At 74.0% G+C, this 13,635-nt stretch carries 12 protein-coding genes and 4 tRNA genes; 8 read left to right on the forward strand and 8 right to left on the reverse strand.

The features are described 5' to 3' along the window. Positions 1 to 97 precede the first annotated feature (97 nt). Positions 98 to 1,147: an NADP-dependent oxidoreductase gene (locus ACWEPF_RS22470; RefSeq protein WP_452173894.1), complete on the reverse strand. Its 1,050-nt coding sequence runs from the start codon at positions 1,145 to 1,147 to the stop codon at positions 98 to 100. 88 nt (positions 1,148 to 1,235) lie between these two features. Between ACWEPF_RS22470 and ACWEPF_RS22475 the strand changes: the two genes are divergently transcribed. Together ACWEPF_RS22475 and ACWEPF_RS22480 are read left to right on the forward strand one after the other, a co-directional pair. Then, positions 1,236 to 1,703, forward strand: a complete 468-nt coding sequence (locus tag ACWEPF_RS22475; RefSeq protein ID WP_380149985.1) for a MarR family winged helix-turn-helix transcriptional regulator — start codon at positions 1,236 to 1,238, stop codon at positions 1,701 to 1,703. A 314-nt stretch (positions 1,704 to 2,017) separates the two neighbouring features. Continuing rightward, positions 2,018 to 3,556, forward strand: a complete 1,539-nt coding sequence (locus ACWEPF_RS22480; RefSeq protein WP_452173895.1) for an LCP family protein — start codon at positions 2,018 to 2,020, stop codon at positions 3,554 to 3,556. Between the two features lie 24 nt (positions 3,557 to 3,580). On the opposite strand, the gene ACWEPF_RS22485 is transcribed toward ACWEPF_RS22480, so the two are convergent. After that, positions 3,581 to 3,895 (reverse strand): Uma2 family endonuclease, encoded by a 315-nt coding sequence (locus ACWEPF_RS22485; RefSeq protein WP_452173896.1) that lies wholly within the window; start codon positions 3,893 to 3,895, stop codon positions 3,581 to 3,583. A gap of 193 nt (positions 3,896 to 4,088) precedes the next feature. Here ACWEPF_RS22485 and ACWEPF_RS22490 point away from each other — a divergent pair, with 193 nt between their 5' ends. Further along, the gene (locus ACWEPF_RS22490) at positions 4,089 to 4,976 is read left to right on the forward strand and encodes an EamA family transporter (protein WP_452173897.1); all 888 of its coding nucleotides are present in this window, start codon (positions 4,089 to 4,091) and stop codon (positions 4,974 to 4,976) included. Between the two features lie 2 nt (positions 4,977 to 4,978). Here ACWEPF_RS22490 and ACWEPF_RS22495 read toward each other — a convergent pair whose 3' ends face one another. The 3 genes from ACWEPF_RS22495 to ACWEPF_RS22505 all read right to left on the reverse strand — a co-directional run bounded on the left by ACWEPF_RS22495 (position 4,979) and on the right by ACWEPF_RS22505 (position 8,224). Further along, positions 4,979 to 5,860, reverse strand: a complete 882-nt coding sequence (locus ACWEPF_RS22495) for a 1-aminocyclopropane-1-carboxylate deaminase/D-cysteine desulfhydrase (protein ID WP_452173898.1) — start codon at positions 5,858 to 5,860, stop codon at positions 4,979 to 4,981. A gap of 29 nt (positions 5,861 to 5,889) precedes the next feature. Then, positions 5,890 to 8,148 carry a hypothetical protein gene (locus tag ACWEPF_RS22500; RefSeq protein ID WP_452173899.1) on the reverse strand — a complete coding sequence of 753 codons (2,259 nt, stop codon included), beginning with the start codon at positions 8,146 to 8,148 and terminating at the stop codon, positions 5,890 to 5,892. Further along, a tRNA-Pro gene (locus tag ACWEPF_RS22505) sits at positions 8,148 to 8,224 on the reverse strand. Before ACWEPF_RS22505 ends, ACWEPF_RS22500 begins: the two co-directional genes overlap by 1 nt. Before the next feature lie 187 nt (positions 8,225 to 8,411). Here ACWEPF_RS22505 and ACWEPF_RS22510 point away from each other — a divergent pair. Then, complete coding sequence (locus ACWEPF_RS22510) at positions 8,412 to 8,792, forward strand: hypothetical protein (RefSeq protein WP_449795460.1); 381 nt, start codon at positions 8,412 to 8,414, stop codon at positions 8,790 to 8,792. A 110-nt stretch (positions 8,793 to 8,902) separates the two neighbouring features. Here ACWEPF_RS22510 and ACWEPF_RS22515 read toward each other — a convergent pair. Continuing rightward, positions 8,903 to 8,976: transfer RNA gene (locus ACWEPF_RS22515), tRNA-Ile, on the reverse strand. A 228-nt stretch (positions 8,977 to 9,204) separates the two neighbouring features. Between ACWEPF_RS22515 and ACWEPF_RS22520 the strand changes: the two genes are divergently transcribed. Further along, the gene (locus ACWEPF_RS22520; protein ID WP_452173900.1) at positions 9,205 to 10,089 is read left to right on the forward strand and encodes a trypsin-like serine peptidase; all 885 of its coding nucleotides are present in this window, start codon (positions 9,205 to 9,207) and stop codon (positions 10,087 to 10,089) included. 252 nt (positions 10,090 to 10,341) lie between these two features. Next, complete coding sequence (locus tag ACWEPF_RS22525) at positions 10,342 to 11,097, forward strand: trypsin-like serine peptidase (RefSeq protein WP_452173901.1); 756 nt, start codon at positions 10,342 to 10,344, stop codon at positions 11,095 to 11,097. 111 nt (positions 11,098 to 11,208) lie between these two features. On the opposite strand, the gene ACWEPF_RS22530 is transcribed toward ACWEPF_RS22525, so the two are convergent. Both ACWEPF_RS22530 and ACWEPF_RS22535 read right to left on the reverse strand, forming a co-directional pair. Next, positions 11,209 to 11,281: transfer RNA gene (locus tag ACWEPF_RS22530), tRNA-Asn, on the reverse strand. Between the two features lie 39 nt (positions 11,282 to 11,320). Continuing rightward, positions 11,321 to 11,393 (reverse strand) — tRNA-Asn (locus tag ACWEPF_RS22535). A gap of 264 nt (positions 11,394 to 11,657) precedes the next feature. On the opposite strand from ACWEPF_RS22535, the gene ACWEPF_RS22540 reads away from it, so the two are divergent. Beyond that, positions 11,658 to 11,957, forward strand: coding sequence for a hypothetical protein (locus ACWEPF_RS22540; protein ID WP_345287736.1), 300 nt, complete (start codon positions 11,658 to 11,660; stop codon positions 11,955 to 11,957). A gap of 216 nt (positions 11,958 to 12,173) precedes the next feature. Beyond that, a complete protein-coding gene (locus ACWEPF_RS22545) occupies positions 12,174 to 13,610 on the forward strand; it encodes an FGGY family carbohydrate kinase (RefSeq protein ID WP_449795462.1) in 1,437 nt (478 codons plus the stop codon). Positions 13,611 to 13,635 lie beyond the last annotated feature (25 nt).

Below are 13,635 nucleotides of genomic sequence, written 5' to 3' on the forward strand. Positions count from 1 at the left end.
GCCGAGCCGGACGCGCCCGTAGCCGAACCGCCCCCGACCCTGGTGCGGGTCGGGGGCGGTCCTCAACTGCCGTGCCTCTGTCGGCGCTTGAGTCGCGTCAGTGCTCCAGGCGGACGACCATCTTGCCGGTGTTGTCGCCGCGCAGCAGGCCGAGGAAGGCCTCGGTGGTGTTCTCCACGCCGTCCACCACGGTCTCGTCGTACTTCAGCGCACCGTCCTTGAGCCAGCCGCCGACCTCGGCCAGGAAGCGGGGCTGGAGCGAGTCGTGGTCGCGCACCAGCATGCCCTGCAGCCGCAGCCGCTTGCCGATCGCCAGCGCCAGGTTGCGCGGCCCGGCCGGGGCCGAGGTGTCGTTGTACTGGGCGATGGCGCCGCACAGGGTGACCCGGCCGTGCAGGTTGAGCGCGCCGATCGCGGCCTCCAGGTGGTCGCCGCCGACGTTGTCGAAGTACACGTCGATGCCGTCCGGGGCGGCCGCGGCCAGCTGCTCGCGGACCGGGGCGTCCTTGTAGTTGAAGGCGGCGTCGAAGCCGTAGCCGTCCAGCAGGGTGGCCACCTTGGCGGCCGAACCGGCCGAGCCGACGACCCGCTCGGCGCCCTTCAGCTTGGCGATCTGACCGACCAACGAGCCGACCGCGCCGGCCGCGCCGGAGACGAAGACGGTGTCGCCCGGCTTGAACGAGGCCACCTCCAGCAGGCCCGCGTACGCGGTCATGCCCGGCATGCCGAGCACGCCCAGGTAGTAGGAGAGCGGGGCGAGCTCCGGGTCCACCTTCACCGCGTGCCGGGCGTCGAGGGTCGCGTACTCGCGCCAGCCCAGCCCGTGCAGCACCGCGTCGCCCACCTCGAAGCCCTCGGCGTTGGAGGCGACCACGTGGCCGACCGCACCGCCGTCCATGGCCCGGCCGAGCTGGAACGGCGGGACGTAGGACTTCACGTCGTTCATCCGGCCGCGCATGTACGGGTCGACCGAGAGGTAGGCGTTGCGGACCAGGATCTCGCCCTCGCCGGGCTGCCGGACCGGCGCCTCGACCAGCGCGAAGTCGGAGGGCGCCGGCCAGCCGTCCGGACGGGACGCCAGGTGCCATTCCCTGCCGGTGGCGGGCGCGGTGGTGGGCACGGTGGTGGACGCGGCCTGCTCTGCCATGCTGCTGCTCCTCGGAGACTGAAAGGTTGAGTAGGTAAAGCAATCGTGGGCATGAAAGGTTCATGTTGTCAAATGTTCAGGTAGACTCATGGGCATGACCGAGCCCACTCACGGCACTCCGCCGCCCGCCGACGCGATCACCCGCGAGGTCGTGGACCTCATGGCCGGGCTGGTCGCGGTCTTCCACCGCGAGTACGAGGAGGCCGCCGCCGCCCGATCGCTCACCGGCGCCCAGGCCAAGGTGCTCGCGCTGCTGCGGCGCGGGCCGATGCCGATGCGCCACATCGCCCAGACCCTCAGCTGCGAGCCGTCCAACATCACCGGCATCGTGGACCGCCTGGAGGGCCGCGGCTTCGTCACCCGCGAGGCCGACCCGCAGGACCGCAGGGTCAAGCTGGTCGCCGCCACCGAGTCCGGCGACGCCGCCACCGAGGAGCTGCGCGAATCCCTCAACTTCGCCCGGGAGCCGCTGGCCGCCCTGGACGAGGAGGAGCGCACCCAGCTGCGCGACCTGCTCCGGCGGATGCTGGCGCACGCCGACGTCAACCCGAGCTGACCCGAGCCGGGGCCGCCCCGGGCCAGGCCGGGCCGACCGGACTTGACCGGACCTGACCAGGTCGGCCCGGTTCCGAGCGAACGGTTCCCGGTTCCGCCTCCGCCCCGCCCCCGTCCCGACCGGGGGACGGGCCTGACCTGCGCGGACGCCCCTCCCCACCAGGGGGGGCGATTGCTCCTGCACGAATCATCCTTGTTAGATTGCGCTCTCCGTGTAACCGACCGCCTCGCCAGACCGTCTATCCGGTGAGAGAACACCGACCATCCCGACGGTTCACCCGCCGAGCGGCCGCAGCAGAGAGCTCCTGACCCACCATGACCGACGCCCAGACCCGGCCCTCCTCTGCCCGCGCGCGCCTCGCACCCCGGGCGCCCCGCTCCCGCCGGGCCCGACTGGCCCGGGTCGCCGGAGTCACCGCCGCCGTCATGGTGCTCGGAGTGGTCGGCACCGGCGCGTGGTTCTACCACCGCCTGGACGACAACATCTCCACCTTCGACGCGGCCGGCATCGCCACCAGCCGGCCCCCGGTGGCCACCCCCGCCGAGGTCGGCGGCGGCGTCCCGGTCAACGTCCTGCTGCTCGGCTCCGACACCCGCAACGACGGCAACAGCGACCTCGGCGGCGGCGACGAGGGCGTCGGCCACTCCGACACCGCGATGCTGCTGCACGTCTACGGCGACCGCCGCCACGCCGTCGCGGTCTCGATACCGCGCGACACCCTGGTCACCGTCCCGCCGTGCCTGCTCCCGGACGGCAGGTGGACCACCAAGCGCACCAACCAGATGTTCAACTCGGCCTTCACCGTGGGCGGTTCGGAGAAGGGCAACCCCGCCTGCAGCCAGAACACCGTCGAGGCGCTCACCGGCCTGCGGGTCGACCACACCATCGTGGTGGACTTCAAGGGCTTCGCCGCGATGACCCAGGCCGTGAACGGGGTCGACGTCTGCGTCCCCAACGCGGTCAACTCCTACGGGATAAAGCTGGCCAAGGGCCGTCAGACCGTCTCCGGCCAGCTCGCCCTCGACTACGTCCGGGCCCGGCACGGCTTCGGCGACGGCTCCGACATCGGCCGCATCAAGCGGCAGCAGGCCTTCCTCTCCTCCCTCATCAAGAAGGTGCAGGAGCAGGGCTTCAACCTCACCACCCTGCTCCCGCTGGCCGACGCCGCCAGCCGCTCCCTCACCGTCGACCCCGGCCTCGGCACCCCGATGAAGCTGGTCGACTTCGCGCAGTCGCTGCGGGACATCAAGCTCTCCGACATAGAGTTCGTCACCGTCCCCTGGGAGTACAAGGGCGACCGGGTCGCCCTGGTCCAGCCCGACACCGGGCGGCTCTTCGACCTGCTCCGCCAGGACCACACCCTCGACGGCCACTCCACCGGAACCGGCGCCACCCCCACCGCCTCGCCCTCGGCCTCTGCCTCCCCCTCCGCCTCGGCCGTCGCCACCCCGCTGACGATCATCAACGCCAGCCGCTCCCCCGAGGCCGCCACCAAGGCCGAAGCCGAACTCAAGGCCGCCGGCTGGACCGCCCTCACCACCGGCCCCACCCCCACCACCTCGCGGCGCACCACCGTCATCGGCTACCCCGCCACCCCGGTCAGCCTCGCCGAGGCCGAACGGCTCGCCGCCCTCTACCCCGACGCCGAACTCCGCCCCGACCCCTCGCTCACCACCCTCACCCTCACCCTCGGCCGCGACGAGGCCCCCGACCCCTCCACCGCCGCCCCGTCGGCCACCGCCTCCGGATCCCCCTCGGCCACCCCGACCGGCATCCCCTCCGGCATCACCGACAACACCCGCACCGCCGACGCCGACCTCTGCTCCAACCTCACCTACGGCGACGGCGGCTGACGGACCCTCAGCGCACCCAGCTCTTCAGCGGCTCGGTGTCCAGCACGATCCGGCGAACGCGTCCGCTGCGGCGAGCGCGCCGTCGGGCCTGGCACGGCCTGCCCGATGGCCCTGGACCTTCAGGCCTTGGTCGTGCAGCCGGAGCTCCGGCCTGCTCTGCAGGCAGATCCGCATGAGCCACTGGATGATGCGGCCGTGGTCCCCGTCAGGCGCCGGCTTGGCCCTCAGCTTTCCGTCGAGCAGCTCCAGCCGCACGCCCTCCGCCGCCCGGGCGACCACGCGGGCCACCTCCTCGAACTCCTCGGGGAGCAGCTGCGGGCGGTCCGAGACCGCGGTCATGCCCTGCCTCCTCCGGGTGGGGCGGGTGGTGCTCTCTCCGACGATAGCCGAGCCTCCACCCCAGGATCAGGTGGACACAGGATGAACAGTGACGTCCGTTCGACGGACGAGGCGGACGGCGTCCCAACTGCCGTGATCTTCCTGGGAGGGTGAAGATCCCACCCAACCGAGACGATTCCGGGGGACGCCTCAGATGAACTCCACAGCCACCGCCCTCACCCTGGCCTCCGGCGCAGCCGTGCTGCACGCGCTCTGGAGCCTGGTCAGCAAGCGGCTGGCCGAGTACGACGCGGTGGCCTTCGTCTGGCTGGCCTCGCTGGGGTCGTTCGTGGCGTACGCGCCGGTCGTGCTCCTGCTGACGGGCGGGGACGGCGGCTGGCGGCTGACGCCCGTTCAACTCGCCTTCGTGGCGGGCAGCGTCGTGATCAACCTCGGGTACTTCCTGGTGATCCAGTACGGCTACCGACTGGGCGACCTCTCCCTGGTCTACCCGATCGCCCGCGGCACCGGACCGATCCTGGCGATCGTCGGCGGCGCCCTCTTCCTCGGCGAAGTACCTTCCAGCACCGGCCTGTTCGGTGCCCTCGCGGTGGTCGGCGGCGTGGTCGCGCTCGGCCTGTCCGCCCGCCCCTCCGACGGCGGACCGCCCGCGGTCGGCTACGGCCGGGCGCTGGGCTACGCGGGGCTGTCCGGCCTGACCATCGCCGCCTACACCCTCTGGGACCAACACACCGTCGGACCGCTCGCCGTCTCCCCGCTCCTGCTCAACTGGATCGACGACCTCGGCCGGGCGGCCCTGCTCGGCCCCTCCGCCCTCCGCCGCCGGGAGGCCGTGCGGAGGCTCTGGCGGGAGTGCCGGCTGCTCGTCCTGGGGGCGACCACCCTGATGCCGCTGCCCTACCTGCTCTTCCTGTTCGCCCTGCGGCTGGCCCCGGCCGCCCTGGTCTCCCCGGTCCGCGAGGCCAGCGTGCTGTTGGTGGTGCTGCTCGGCGGCACCCTGCTGGCCGAGGGCCGCCTGCGCGCCCGCCTGTTGGCGGCCGGGGTGATCGTGACCGGTCTGAGCCTGATCGCGTTCAGCTGACGTTACCCGGGGTCCGGCAGGCCGGTGACGACCACCGTCACCCGGGTGCCAGCCACCAACTCGCCCGCCATCAGACGCTGGTGGACGGCACGGAGGGCCTTGGCGACGTAGCGGAGCTCTGGCCTCAGGCCGTGCTGCTGCTCGAACTCGGCGGCGAAGGCGGTGAGTTGTGGTGAGACGCGGCCGTAGCCGCCGCCGTGGTGGGCGTGGTCGATCGACCAGGTGGTGAACTGGCGTCCGTAGGCGGCCTGGTGGAGGCTGCGGACCTCGTCCTCCAGGTAGCCCTCGCCGCGCAGGACGGCGACGCCGAGGGCCCGGGCGCCACCGGTGAGGCCCGCCGCGATGCCCGCGAGCGTCCCCCCGGTGCCGACCGGGCAGACCACCAGGTCAGCCGGGCCGAGCTCGGGGAGCTCGGCGGGGATCGCGGCCGCGCCCCGCACCGCGAGCGCGTTGGACCCACCCTCGGGCAGCACGGCCCAGCCCTCCCCCGGGGCGCGCCGCTCACTCACCAGGCGCCGGTAGTCGGCCCGGGAGACGAAGCGCAGCTCCATCCCGTCCGCCTCCGCCGCCCGCAACGACCAGTTCCGCGGCGCCCGTTCCAGCTCCTCGCCCCGCACCACCCCGATGCTCGCCAGCCCCAGCGCCCCCGCCGCCGCGGCCACCGCCCGCAGATGGGTGGAGTACGCCCCGCCGTACGTCAGGAGTCCGACCGCTCCGGTCTCCACCGCGTGGGCGAGGTTCGGGGCGAGCTTGCGCCACTTGTTGCCGGGCACGGTCGGGTGCGCCAGGTCGTCGCGCTTCAGCCGCAGCTCGACCCCGGCCGCCGCGAAGTCCGGGTCCTCCAGCACCTGGAGCGGGGTCGGCAGATCGGCGGGCAGCAGCATCCGCCCAGCGTACGCGGGCCCCGCCGGGCTCAGCGCCGGAGCAACCAGTGCGGCCCGGCCGACCAGCCGAGGAACCGCCGGGCCCGGCCGCGTTCGGCCGTGCCGTCCTCGCCGAAGCGGCCGCCCGCGGCGGTCAGGACCAGGCCGGCCACGGCCGGGGCGAGGCGGGGCGGGTGGTCGGCGGTGATCCGGTCGATCACCACGTCGCGGGCCTGCGGGGTGCAGAGGGAGAGGTGGAAGACCAGCTGGCGCCAGGCGAAGGCGGCGTTCTTCACGGTGGCCAGCGGGCGCGGCTGGCGCTCGGCCAGCGCGACCAACTGCCGGGCGGTGTCGTAGGCGCGCCAGGCCAGCACGTCCGCGGCCTCGCCGAAGGTCACGCCGAGCGGGCCGGCCAGGGTGGCGAGGTTGTGGGTGGTGAGGATCTGGGCCTGCTCGATCACCGTGCCGTTGGCGGCGACCGAGCCCGTGCCGCGCCAAACCTGGCCGGCCCGGGCGGTGCAGAGCCGGGAGAAGCCGGAGGAGGCGACGGCGCGGCGGTGTCCGTCCTCCTGCTCGGGCAGGGCGCGCACGGCGGCGTAGTCGATGCCGAAGTACCGCTCGTAGAAGGTGCCTTGCAGCAGCTCACCGGCGATCTTGGCGGCCGCCAGGAACTTCGGGGAGAACTTGCCCATGAAGATGTCGGCCGCCAGCTCCTCCACGAACGGGGTGCCCGGCGCGGCCCGCCGCCCCAGTGCGGCGAGCTCGCTCACCAACGGGTTCGGCAGGATGGTGCCGGGAAAGGTCGTGACCGCCAGGGCGGACAGACGCCGCAGCGTGGCGAGTTCGGCCGCGCCCTCCCCCGCCGTGCGGTACGGCTGGACCGCCCGGACCCAGGGGAGTTCACCGGCCCGCACCTGGTGCTGGAGGTCGAGCAGCAGCAGCGAGCGCCGCCCGGCGAAGGCCCGGTGGTGGGCGGCGGCCAGCGCGCCGAGCGCCTGGTCCGGGTAGGCGGTGGCCTCGGCCGCGGCGGCCAACTGCGGTGCCAGCTCGGCCAGTACCTCCGCCGAGGGCACCAGGCCGCGCTCGACCAGGGTCTCCACGGGGGCGCGGAGGGCGGCCAGCACCACCTTGCGCAGCACCTGCGGCACGGCGGTGCCGGCCGGGATCCCGTCCGCCTCGCCGTCCGAGGCCGCCACCAGCACCGCCTCCGGGTCGGTCAGGCCGTCCTGCTGTGGCAGTGCGAAGAGCCGGCTCACCAACAGCCGGGCGAGCTGGTGGTGGGAGGGCAGCGTGGCCTGGCCGACCTGGATCCGGCGCAGCTCGGTGTGCCGCTCGGAGCCCGGCAGGCCGCGGCGCTCCACCATGGAGCGGACGGCGACCCGCAGCAGCCCGGCCTGACGGGGCGGCAACTCCTCACCGGCGACGGCCAGTTCGAGGGAGATGCGGAGGATGCCGAGGTTCCCGCCCGGCTTGCGGTGCTTGCCGCAGAGCTGGTGGACGGCGGCCAAGGTCCGGTAGCGGAGCAGGAGTTCGGCGCCGCGCGCGAGCCACTCCGGGCCCGGGGCGGCATGCAGGACACCGTCCGGGCCGGTGGCCTCCAGCCAGTGCGAGAGCAGTTCGTCGGAGTACGGCAGCCAGACCCTCAGCGCCTCGCGCTGGGTCTCCACCGCACGGTTGGGGCCGCGGCGCTCCAGCGCCTCGACGGTGTCGGCCACCGTCTGCCGGTGGACGCAGTCCGGCCCGGCACCCGGGGCGTCGCCGGACGGCGGGGTGAAGCGCAGCCGGCCCGCGAACGGGGCCAGCAGGGCAGTCAGTTCGAGTGCCGTCCGCTGCTCTCCGGCCCGGACCAGCCAGGCCACCGTGAGCAGCGCGGCCTCCTCCGGCACGGTCACCCGGTAGCGGCCGCTGTCGAGCAGCTCCCAGAGCCGGGCCAGCCCGGTCTCGGTGAGCGCGTGCGCGAAGAGTTCGGCGCGGTCCTGCGGGATGCCGGCCGCCCGGCAGGCCTCGGCCTCGTACGGCTGGAGTGGCCCCTCGGCGGCGGCCCGGCCGGTGGCGAAGCCGCCGCGCAGCACCTCGGGCGTGACCCAGGCGGGCAACCCGGCCACCGGGGTGCGGCTGCCGATCTTCAGGCTGCCGTCCTTCATCCCCGCCAGCGTGGCGCGCCAGCGGTCGAGACGGCCCTCGGCCCGTTCGCGGGTCGCGGCGTCCGGGTGCGAGAGCGCGGTGACGAAGGCCCGGGCCAGCTGCCCGTGCGCGTAGCCGGAGTTGACCGTGACAGTGGTGCGCTGCTGATCAGCGTTGTTGTCCATGGCCGACGTGGCGGGTCCCGCCCCCGCCCCCTCCGGATCCCGAGTCCGGTGCTCTGTCTCGCTGAGCTACACGCCGCTGGCCCGCCACCCTACGCACGGGGGCAGGGGCGGACAACGTGATTTGGTGCCGCCCGGAGTTCGCCCGCCGGGCCGTCGGCCGGGCATCCTCGACGGAGCGTGGCGCACGATGGGGCGAGGCCTCGGACGGGGCCGGAGCCGGGTGGAGGGGAGCTGCGCGGGTGGATGCCGATCGAGGGCGGTGGGTGGCGAGGAGCCTCCTGTCCTACGTCCTGACCTTCGCCGTCGGCTGGCCCGTTCTCGGTGGGGCCCTGTTCCTCACCCGGCCCGACCGGACCGACCCGGACGCGCTGCCGGGCGACTCCTTCGGAGTCCTGGGCACCGGAGTGATGATGTCCGTCATCGTCGGGATCCCGTCACTGGTCATCATCGCGCTGCTGTCCGGCAAGCGCCGGGACGCGCGACTCAGGCCGCTGGCGTCCGGCCTGCTGCTGGCCCCCGTCCTGATCGTCCTCGCCGGAGGTGGCGGACTCGGAGTACTGGCCCTGATCGCCATTCAGCTGCTCTTCGCCACGGTGGTCATGCCGCGCGGCCGACCGACCCCTCGTCCCCCATCAAACGGGTGAACTTCCGGCCCGGTGAGGCTCGGTGGGGGTGGAGCGGCCCTAGAGTTCTCCCAGGCTGTCCGTCGCGGGCGGTCCGGTGTGGTCACGGATCCGCGGCGTGGAGGGGTGAGTGGGGCGGGTGGGACTCGAACCCACGACCAAGGGATTATGAGTCCCCTGCTCTAACCGGCTGAGCTACCGCCCCGGTTCGCCGTGCCGTCGGCCGAGGTGGCGGGGCAGCAGCAGACGGCCCGTCAGGGCCGTCATCCGCAGCATAGCCGGTCATTCCGGCGTGGTGCTCGCCGGGGGTGCATCCGGGTGGGCGGGTGCGCGAGACCCCGTCCGGGTGATCCGGCCTGGCAGGGGGTGCGGTGCCCGCGAAGACTGGAGGCCGGTGGTCGACGGGGCCTAGGTCCGAGGAGGGTGGTGGCGGGTGCGCGGCGCACGGGTGGCCGGGTTGGTGGCGCTGGGGCTGGTGGCGGTCGGCTGCGGGAGCGGTTCGGGCGGCGGCGGAGGGCCGAGCCCGACGGGCGGCGGCACCACCGCGAGCGCGAGTGCGAGCCGGAGCCCGCTGACGGGGGCTCAGGCCAGTTCGGCCGCGGCCAGGCACGGCTGGTCCAAGGACCGGATCAAGGCCGCGATCGCCAAGCACGCCGGCACCACCAGGACCGCCAAGGCCACCCCGCTCAACGCCCTGGTCGGCGCGGTCTTCACGCACAATTCCGACGGCGACCACTTCTGCACCGCCAGCGTGGTGGACAGCGCCGGGCTGAACCTGATCGCGACCGCCGCGCACTGCGTCTACGACCCCAAGGTCGGCCAGCGCGGCGACCTGGTCTTCGTGCCGGGCTACCGGGACGGCGACACCCCGAGCGGGGTCTGGCAACTGGCCTCGATCACGGTGGACCAGGCCTGGGCGGACAGTGCCGACCCGGACGTGGACGTGGCCTTCGCCGTGGTGCTGCCGCAGAACGGGCAGCAGGTCCAACAGGTGCTCGGCGCCAACAAGTTGGGGGTCAACCGGGGCTACACCCTGCCGGTCAAGGTGACCGGCTACCCGAGCAGCGGCGAGGTGCCGATCACCTGCGCCAACCAGACCTCCCAGCAGAGCCCCACCCAGCTGCGGATCGACTGCCCGGACTACACCGGCGGCACCAGCGGCAGCCCCTGGGTCACCGACTTCGACCCGCAGACCAGGACGGGGACCGTGGTCGGCGTGATCGGCGGCTACCAGGAGGGCGGGGACACCCCGGACACCTCCTACAGCAGCTACTTCGGCGACCGGGTCCAGGCGCTGTACGCCCGCGCGACCGGCTGACCGCCTCGGGCGCAGCGGCGGGAGGCCGGCAGGGGCAACGGCGGGGCCCGGACGGGGCTGGCGCGGCGGAGGGCCCGGCTGGTAGACCTGGCGGCAGTCGATCTTCACGAGCCCCGTGGATCGCCCCACCGCCGAGGACGGACTTCGATGGCACGCGCACGCCGGACCGCCAAGGCCCCCGCCCCGGCGAACGGCGCCGAAGCCGGCCCCAGCTCAGGCTCCGGCTCCGGCCGCGTGACACTCCTCACGGCCGTGGCCGCCCTGACTGCGGCGCTGACCGCCGGCTGCGTCCCGGGGGCCGCCGCACCGTCCGGCGGCAACGGCGGCGGCAACGGCGGCGGAGGCGAGGACGGCACCCCCTCCGCCCACGCCGCCCCGGCCGGCGCGGTGGCGGACCGGATCGGCACGCTGTTCGCCGGCGGCCCGGACGGCGCCCGGGGCTGCACCGCCAGCGTGGTGAGCAGCCCGGGCCGGAGCCTGCTGGTCACGGCCGCGCACTGCGTGGCCAGTCCGCTGTTCGGCCGCCAGGACGACCTGGCGTTCGCCCCCGGCTACCGCAACGGGAACCTCCCGCACGGCAGTTGGCCGGTCGAGCGGGTGACGCTGGCCCCGGCCTGGTCGGAGCGGGCCGACCCGGAGTACGACGTGGCGTTCCTCACGGTCGGCGAGGTCGGCGGACGGCGGATCGAGGACGTGCTCGGCGGCTTCCGGCTCGGCACCGACCGCGGCTTCGGGCTCGCGGTCACCGTCACCGGCTACCCGGTGGACGCCGAGGAGCCGATCACCTGCAGCAACCGGACCGGCGAACAGAGCCCGACCCAGGAGAGCTTCGACTGCCACGGCTACACCGACGGCACCAGCGGCAGCCCCTGGCTGACCGAGGGCGGGGAGGTGGTCGGCGTGGTCGGCGGCTACCAGGAGGGCGGCGCCACCGAGCGGACCTCGTACAGCATCACCTTCGACCACCGGGTGACGGAGCTGTACCGGCAGGCCACCGGCACGGCCTGAGCAGGCTCCGAGCAGACCCCGAGCAGAGGGTGCTCCCCGGGAAAACACGAAGGCCCCTCGGATGTCCGAAGGGCCCTCGCTCTGCGCATCTCACCTGAACTACCGGTGAAGCTCCCCCAATTGGACTCGAACCAATAACCTGCCGATTAACAGTCGGCTGCTCTGCCAATTGAGCTATGGGGGACTGCTGTTGGGTGCGGAACGGTCTGACGACCCTTCCGGGCTCCCCCAATTGGACTCGAACCAATAACCTGCCGATTAACAGTCGGCTGCTCTGCCAATTGAGCTATGGGGGACCGAGCTCCCGCCCCGCTCCGGAAGGATCTTCCGGTCCGCGGCGTCGGCTGCGGGTCATACATTAGCGCACTCAGGGGGGTGGTCCGCCAATCGCTTTCCCCGGGGAGGCCCCGGGGCCTCCCCGGGTGCCCGGATCGCCCTCCGTTCGGCGTGCCCGGTGGGCGGCGGCGGGGGCCTGCGGGGATGCTGGTCCCACGGTTCGCCGCGGGGCGGGGCGGGTAGGGCAACGCGGCAGGGTCCGCAAGGAAGGGTGGAGACCGGTCATGTGGAAGCTGACGTTCGTGGTGGGAGTCGGGGTCGGATACGTCCTCGGTTCGAAGGCCGGCCGGGAGCGCTACGAGCAGCTCGCCGGAGCGGCCCGTCAGGTCGCGCAGAACCCCAAGGTGCAGGACGTGGCGGGCAAGGCCCGGCAGCAGGCCGGAGCGGTGGCCGGGAAGGCCGCGGGCGCCGTGGCCGGCCGGGTCGGTGACCACCTGCCGAACGCCATCACCGACCGGGTGCCGTACCTGAGCGGCAGTCGGGCTGCCGGACAGGACGACAGCTGGGGCACCTACCGCCCCTGAGGCACCGGCGCCGGACGCACCGCACGCACCGCACACGCCGCCCGCACCGCACGCAGCACGCGCAGCGCGCGCCGCGCACGTACGGCCGGCACCGCACGCACCAGGGGCCCCACGAGCACCGCGAGCGGTCGCGGACGCGTCCGCTCCGGGTGCCGAACGGGCAACACTTCGGGCGGGCGGCGGTGCAAGCCGGCCGGGCTGAGGCATGATCTCGACATGGCCATCGTCGCGGGCATCGACAGCTCCACCACTCGCACCCGGATCGTCGCGTGCGACGCCGAGACCGGCGCCGTGCTGCGCGACGGCAAGGCGCCGCACCCGACCCCCGAGGGCACCGATCCCCGAGCCACCGAGGTCGACCCGCAGCTCTGGCTGCACTCGCTCGGCGAGGCGGCCACCGGGGGCCTGCTGGAGGGCGTCCGGGCGATCGGCGTCTCGGCCCAGCAGCACGGCCTGATCGGCCTGGACGCGGGCGGTGTGCTGGTGCGGCCCGCCCTGCTCTGGAACGACCCCCGGTCCGCCGGGGCCGCCGCGCAGCTGATCGACGCGCTCGGCGGCCCCGAGGCCTGGGTGCGGGCGATCGGCTCCGTCCCGGCGCCGACCTACACGGTGGCCAAGCTGCGCTGGCTGGCCGAGCACGAGCCGGCCTCGGCCAAGCGGATCGCCGAGGTGCTGCTCCCGCACGACTGGCTGGTCTGGCAGCTGCTCGGCCACCCCAAGCGCCGCACCACCGACCGGGGTGACGCCTCCGGCACCGGGTACTGGTCCCCCGTCACCGGCGAGTACCGGCAGGACCTGATCGAGCTGGCGCTCGGTCACCAGCTGCGCGTACCGGACGTGTTGGGCCCGGCCGAGCCCGCCGGGCACACCCCCGAGGGCCTGCTGATCTCGGCCGGCACCGGGGACAACATGGCCGCCGCGCTCGGCCTCGGCCTGCAGCCCGGCGACGCGGTGGTCTCGCTCGGCGGCAACGGGACCGTCTTCGCGGTGCACGACCACGCCGTGGTGGACGTCACGGGAGCGGTCTCCTCCTTCGCCGACGCCACCGGCCGCCACCTGCCGATGGTCGGCACCCTGAACGCGGCCCAGGTGCTCCGCTCCACCGCCGGCCTGCTCGGCACCGACCTCACCGGCCTGAGCGAGCTGGCGCTGCGCTCCACGGCCGGCTCCTACGGGCTGGTGCTGCTCCCCTACCTGGACGGCGAGCGCACCCCGAAGCTCCCCGCCGCGGCCGGCACCCTGACCGGCCTGCGGGCCGAGTCGATGGCCCCGCAGCACCTGGCCCGGGCCGCCGTCGAGGGCATGCTCTGCAACGTCGCCGACGCCCTGGACGTGCTGCGCGGGCACGGGGTGGAGCTGCGCCGGATCTTCCTGCTCGGCGCGGTCGGCCGCCTGCCCGCCGTCAAGGAGATCGCGCCCCTGCTCTTCGGCCTGCCCGTGGTGATACCGGCCGCCGGCGACCACGCCGCCCGGGGCGCGGCCCGCCAGGCCGCCTGGGCCCTGGCAGGCACCCCCGAGCCCCCGGAGTGGGAGCTCCCCGACGCCGTCACCCTGGTCGCCGACCACGAGCACGACCAGGCCATCGGCAACGCCGTCCGCCAGCAGTACCGCACCGTCCGCGACCAGATCCACCCGGAGCTGGCCGAGGACTGAGCGGCCGTCAGGGCCGCACCGCCCG

The sequence above is a fragment of the Kitasatospora sp. NPDC004289 genome (assembly GCF_053602875.1).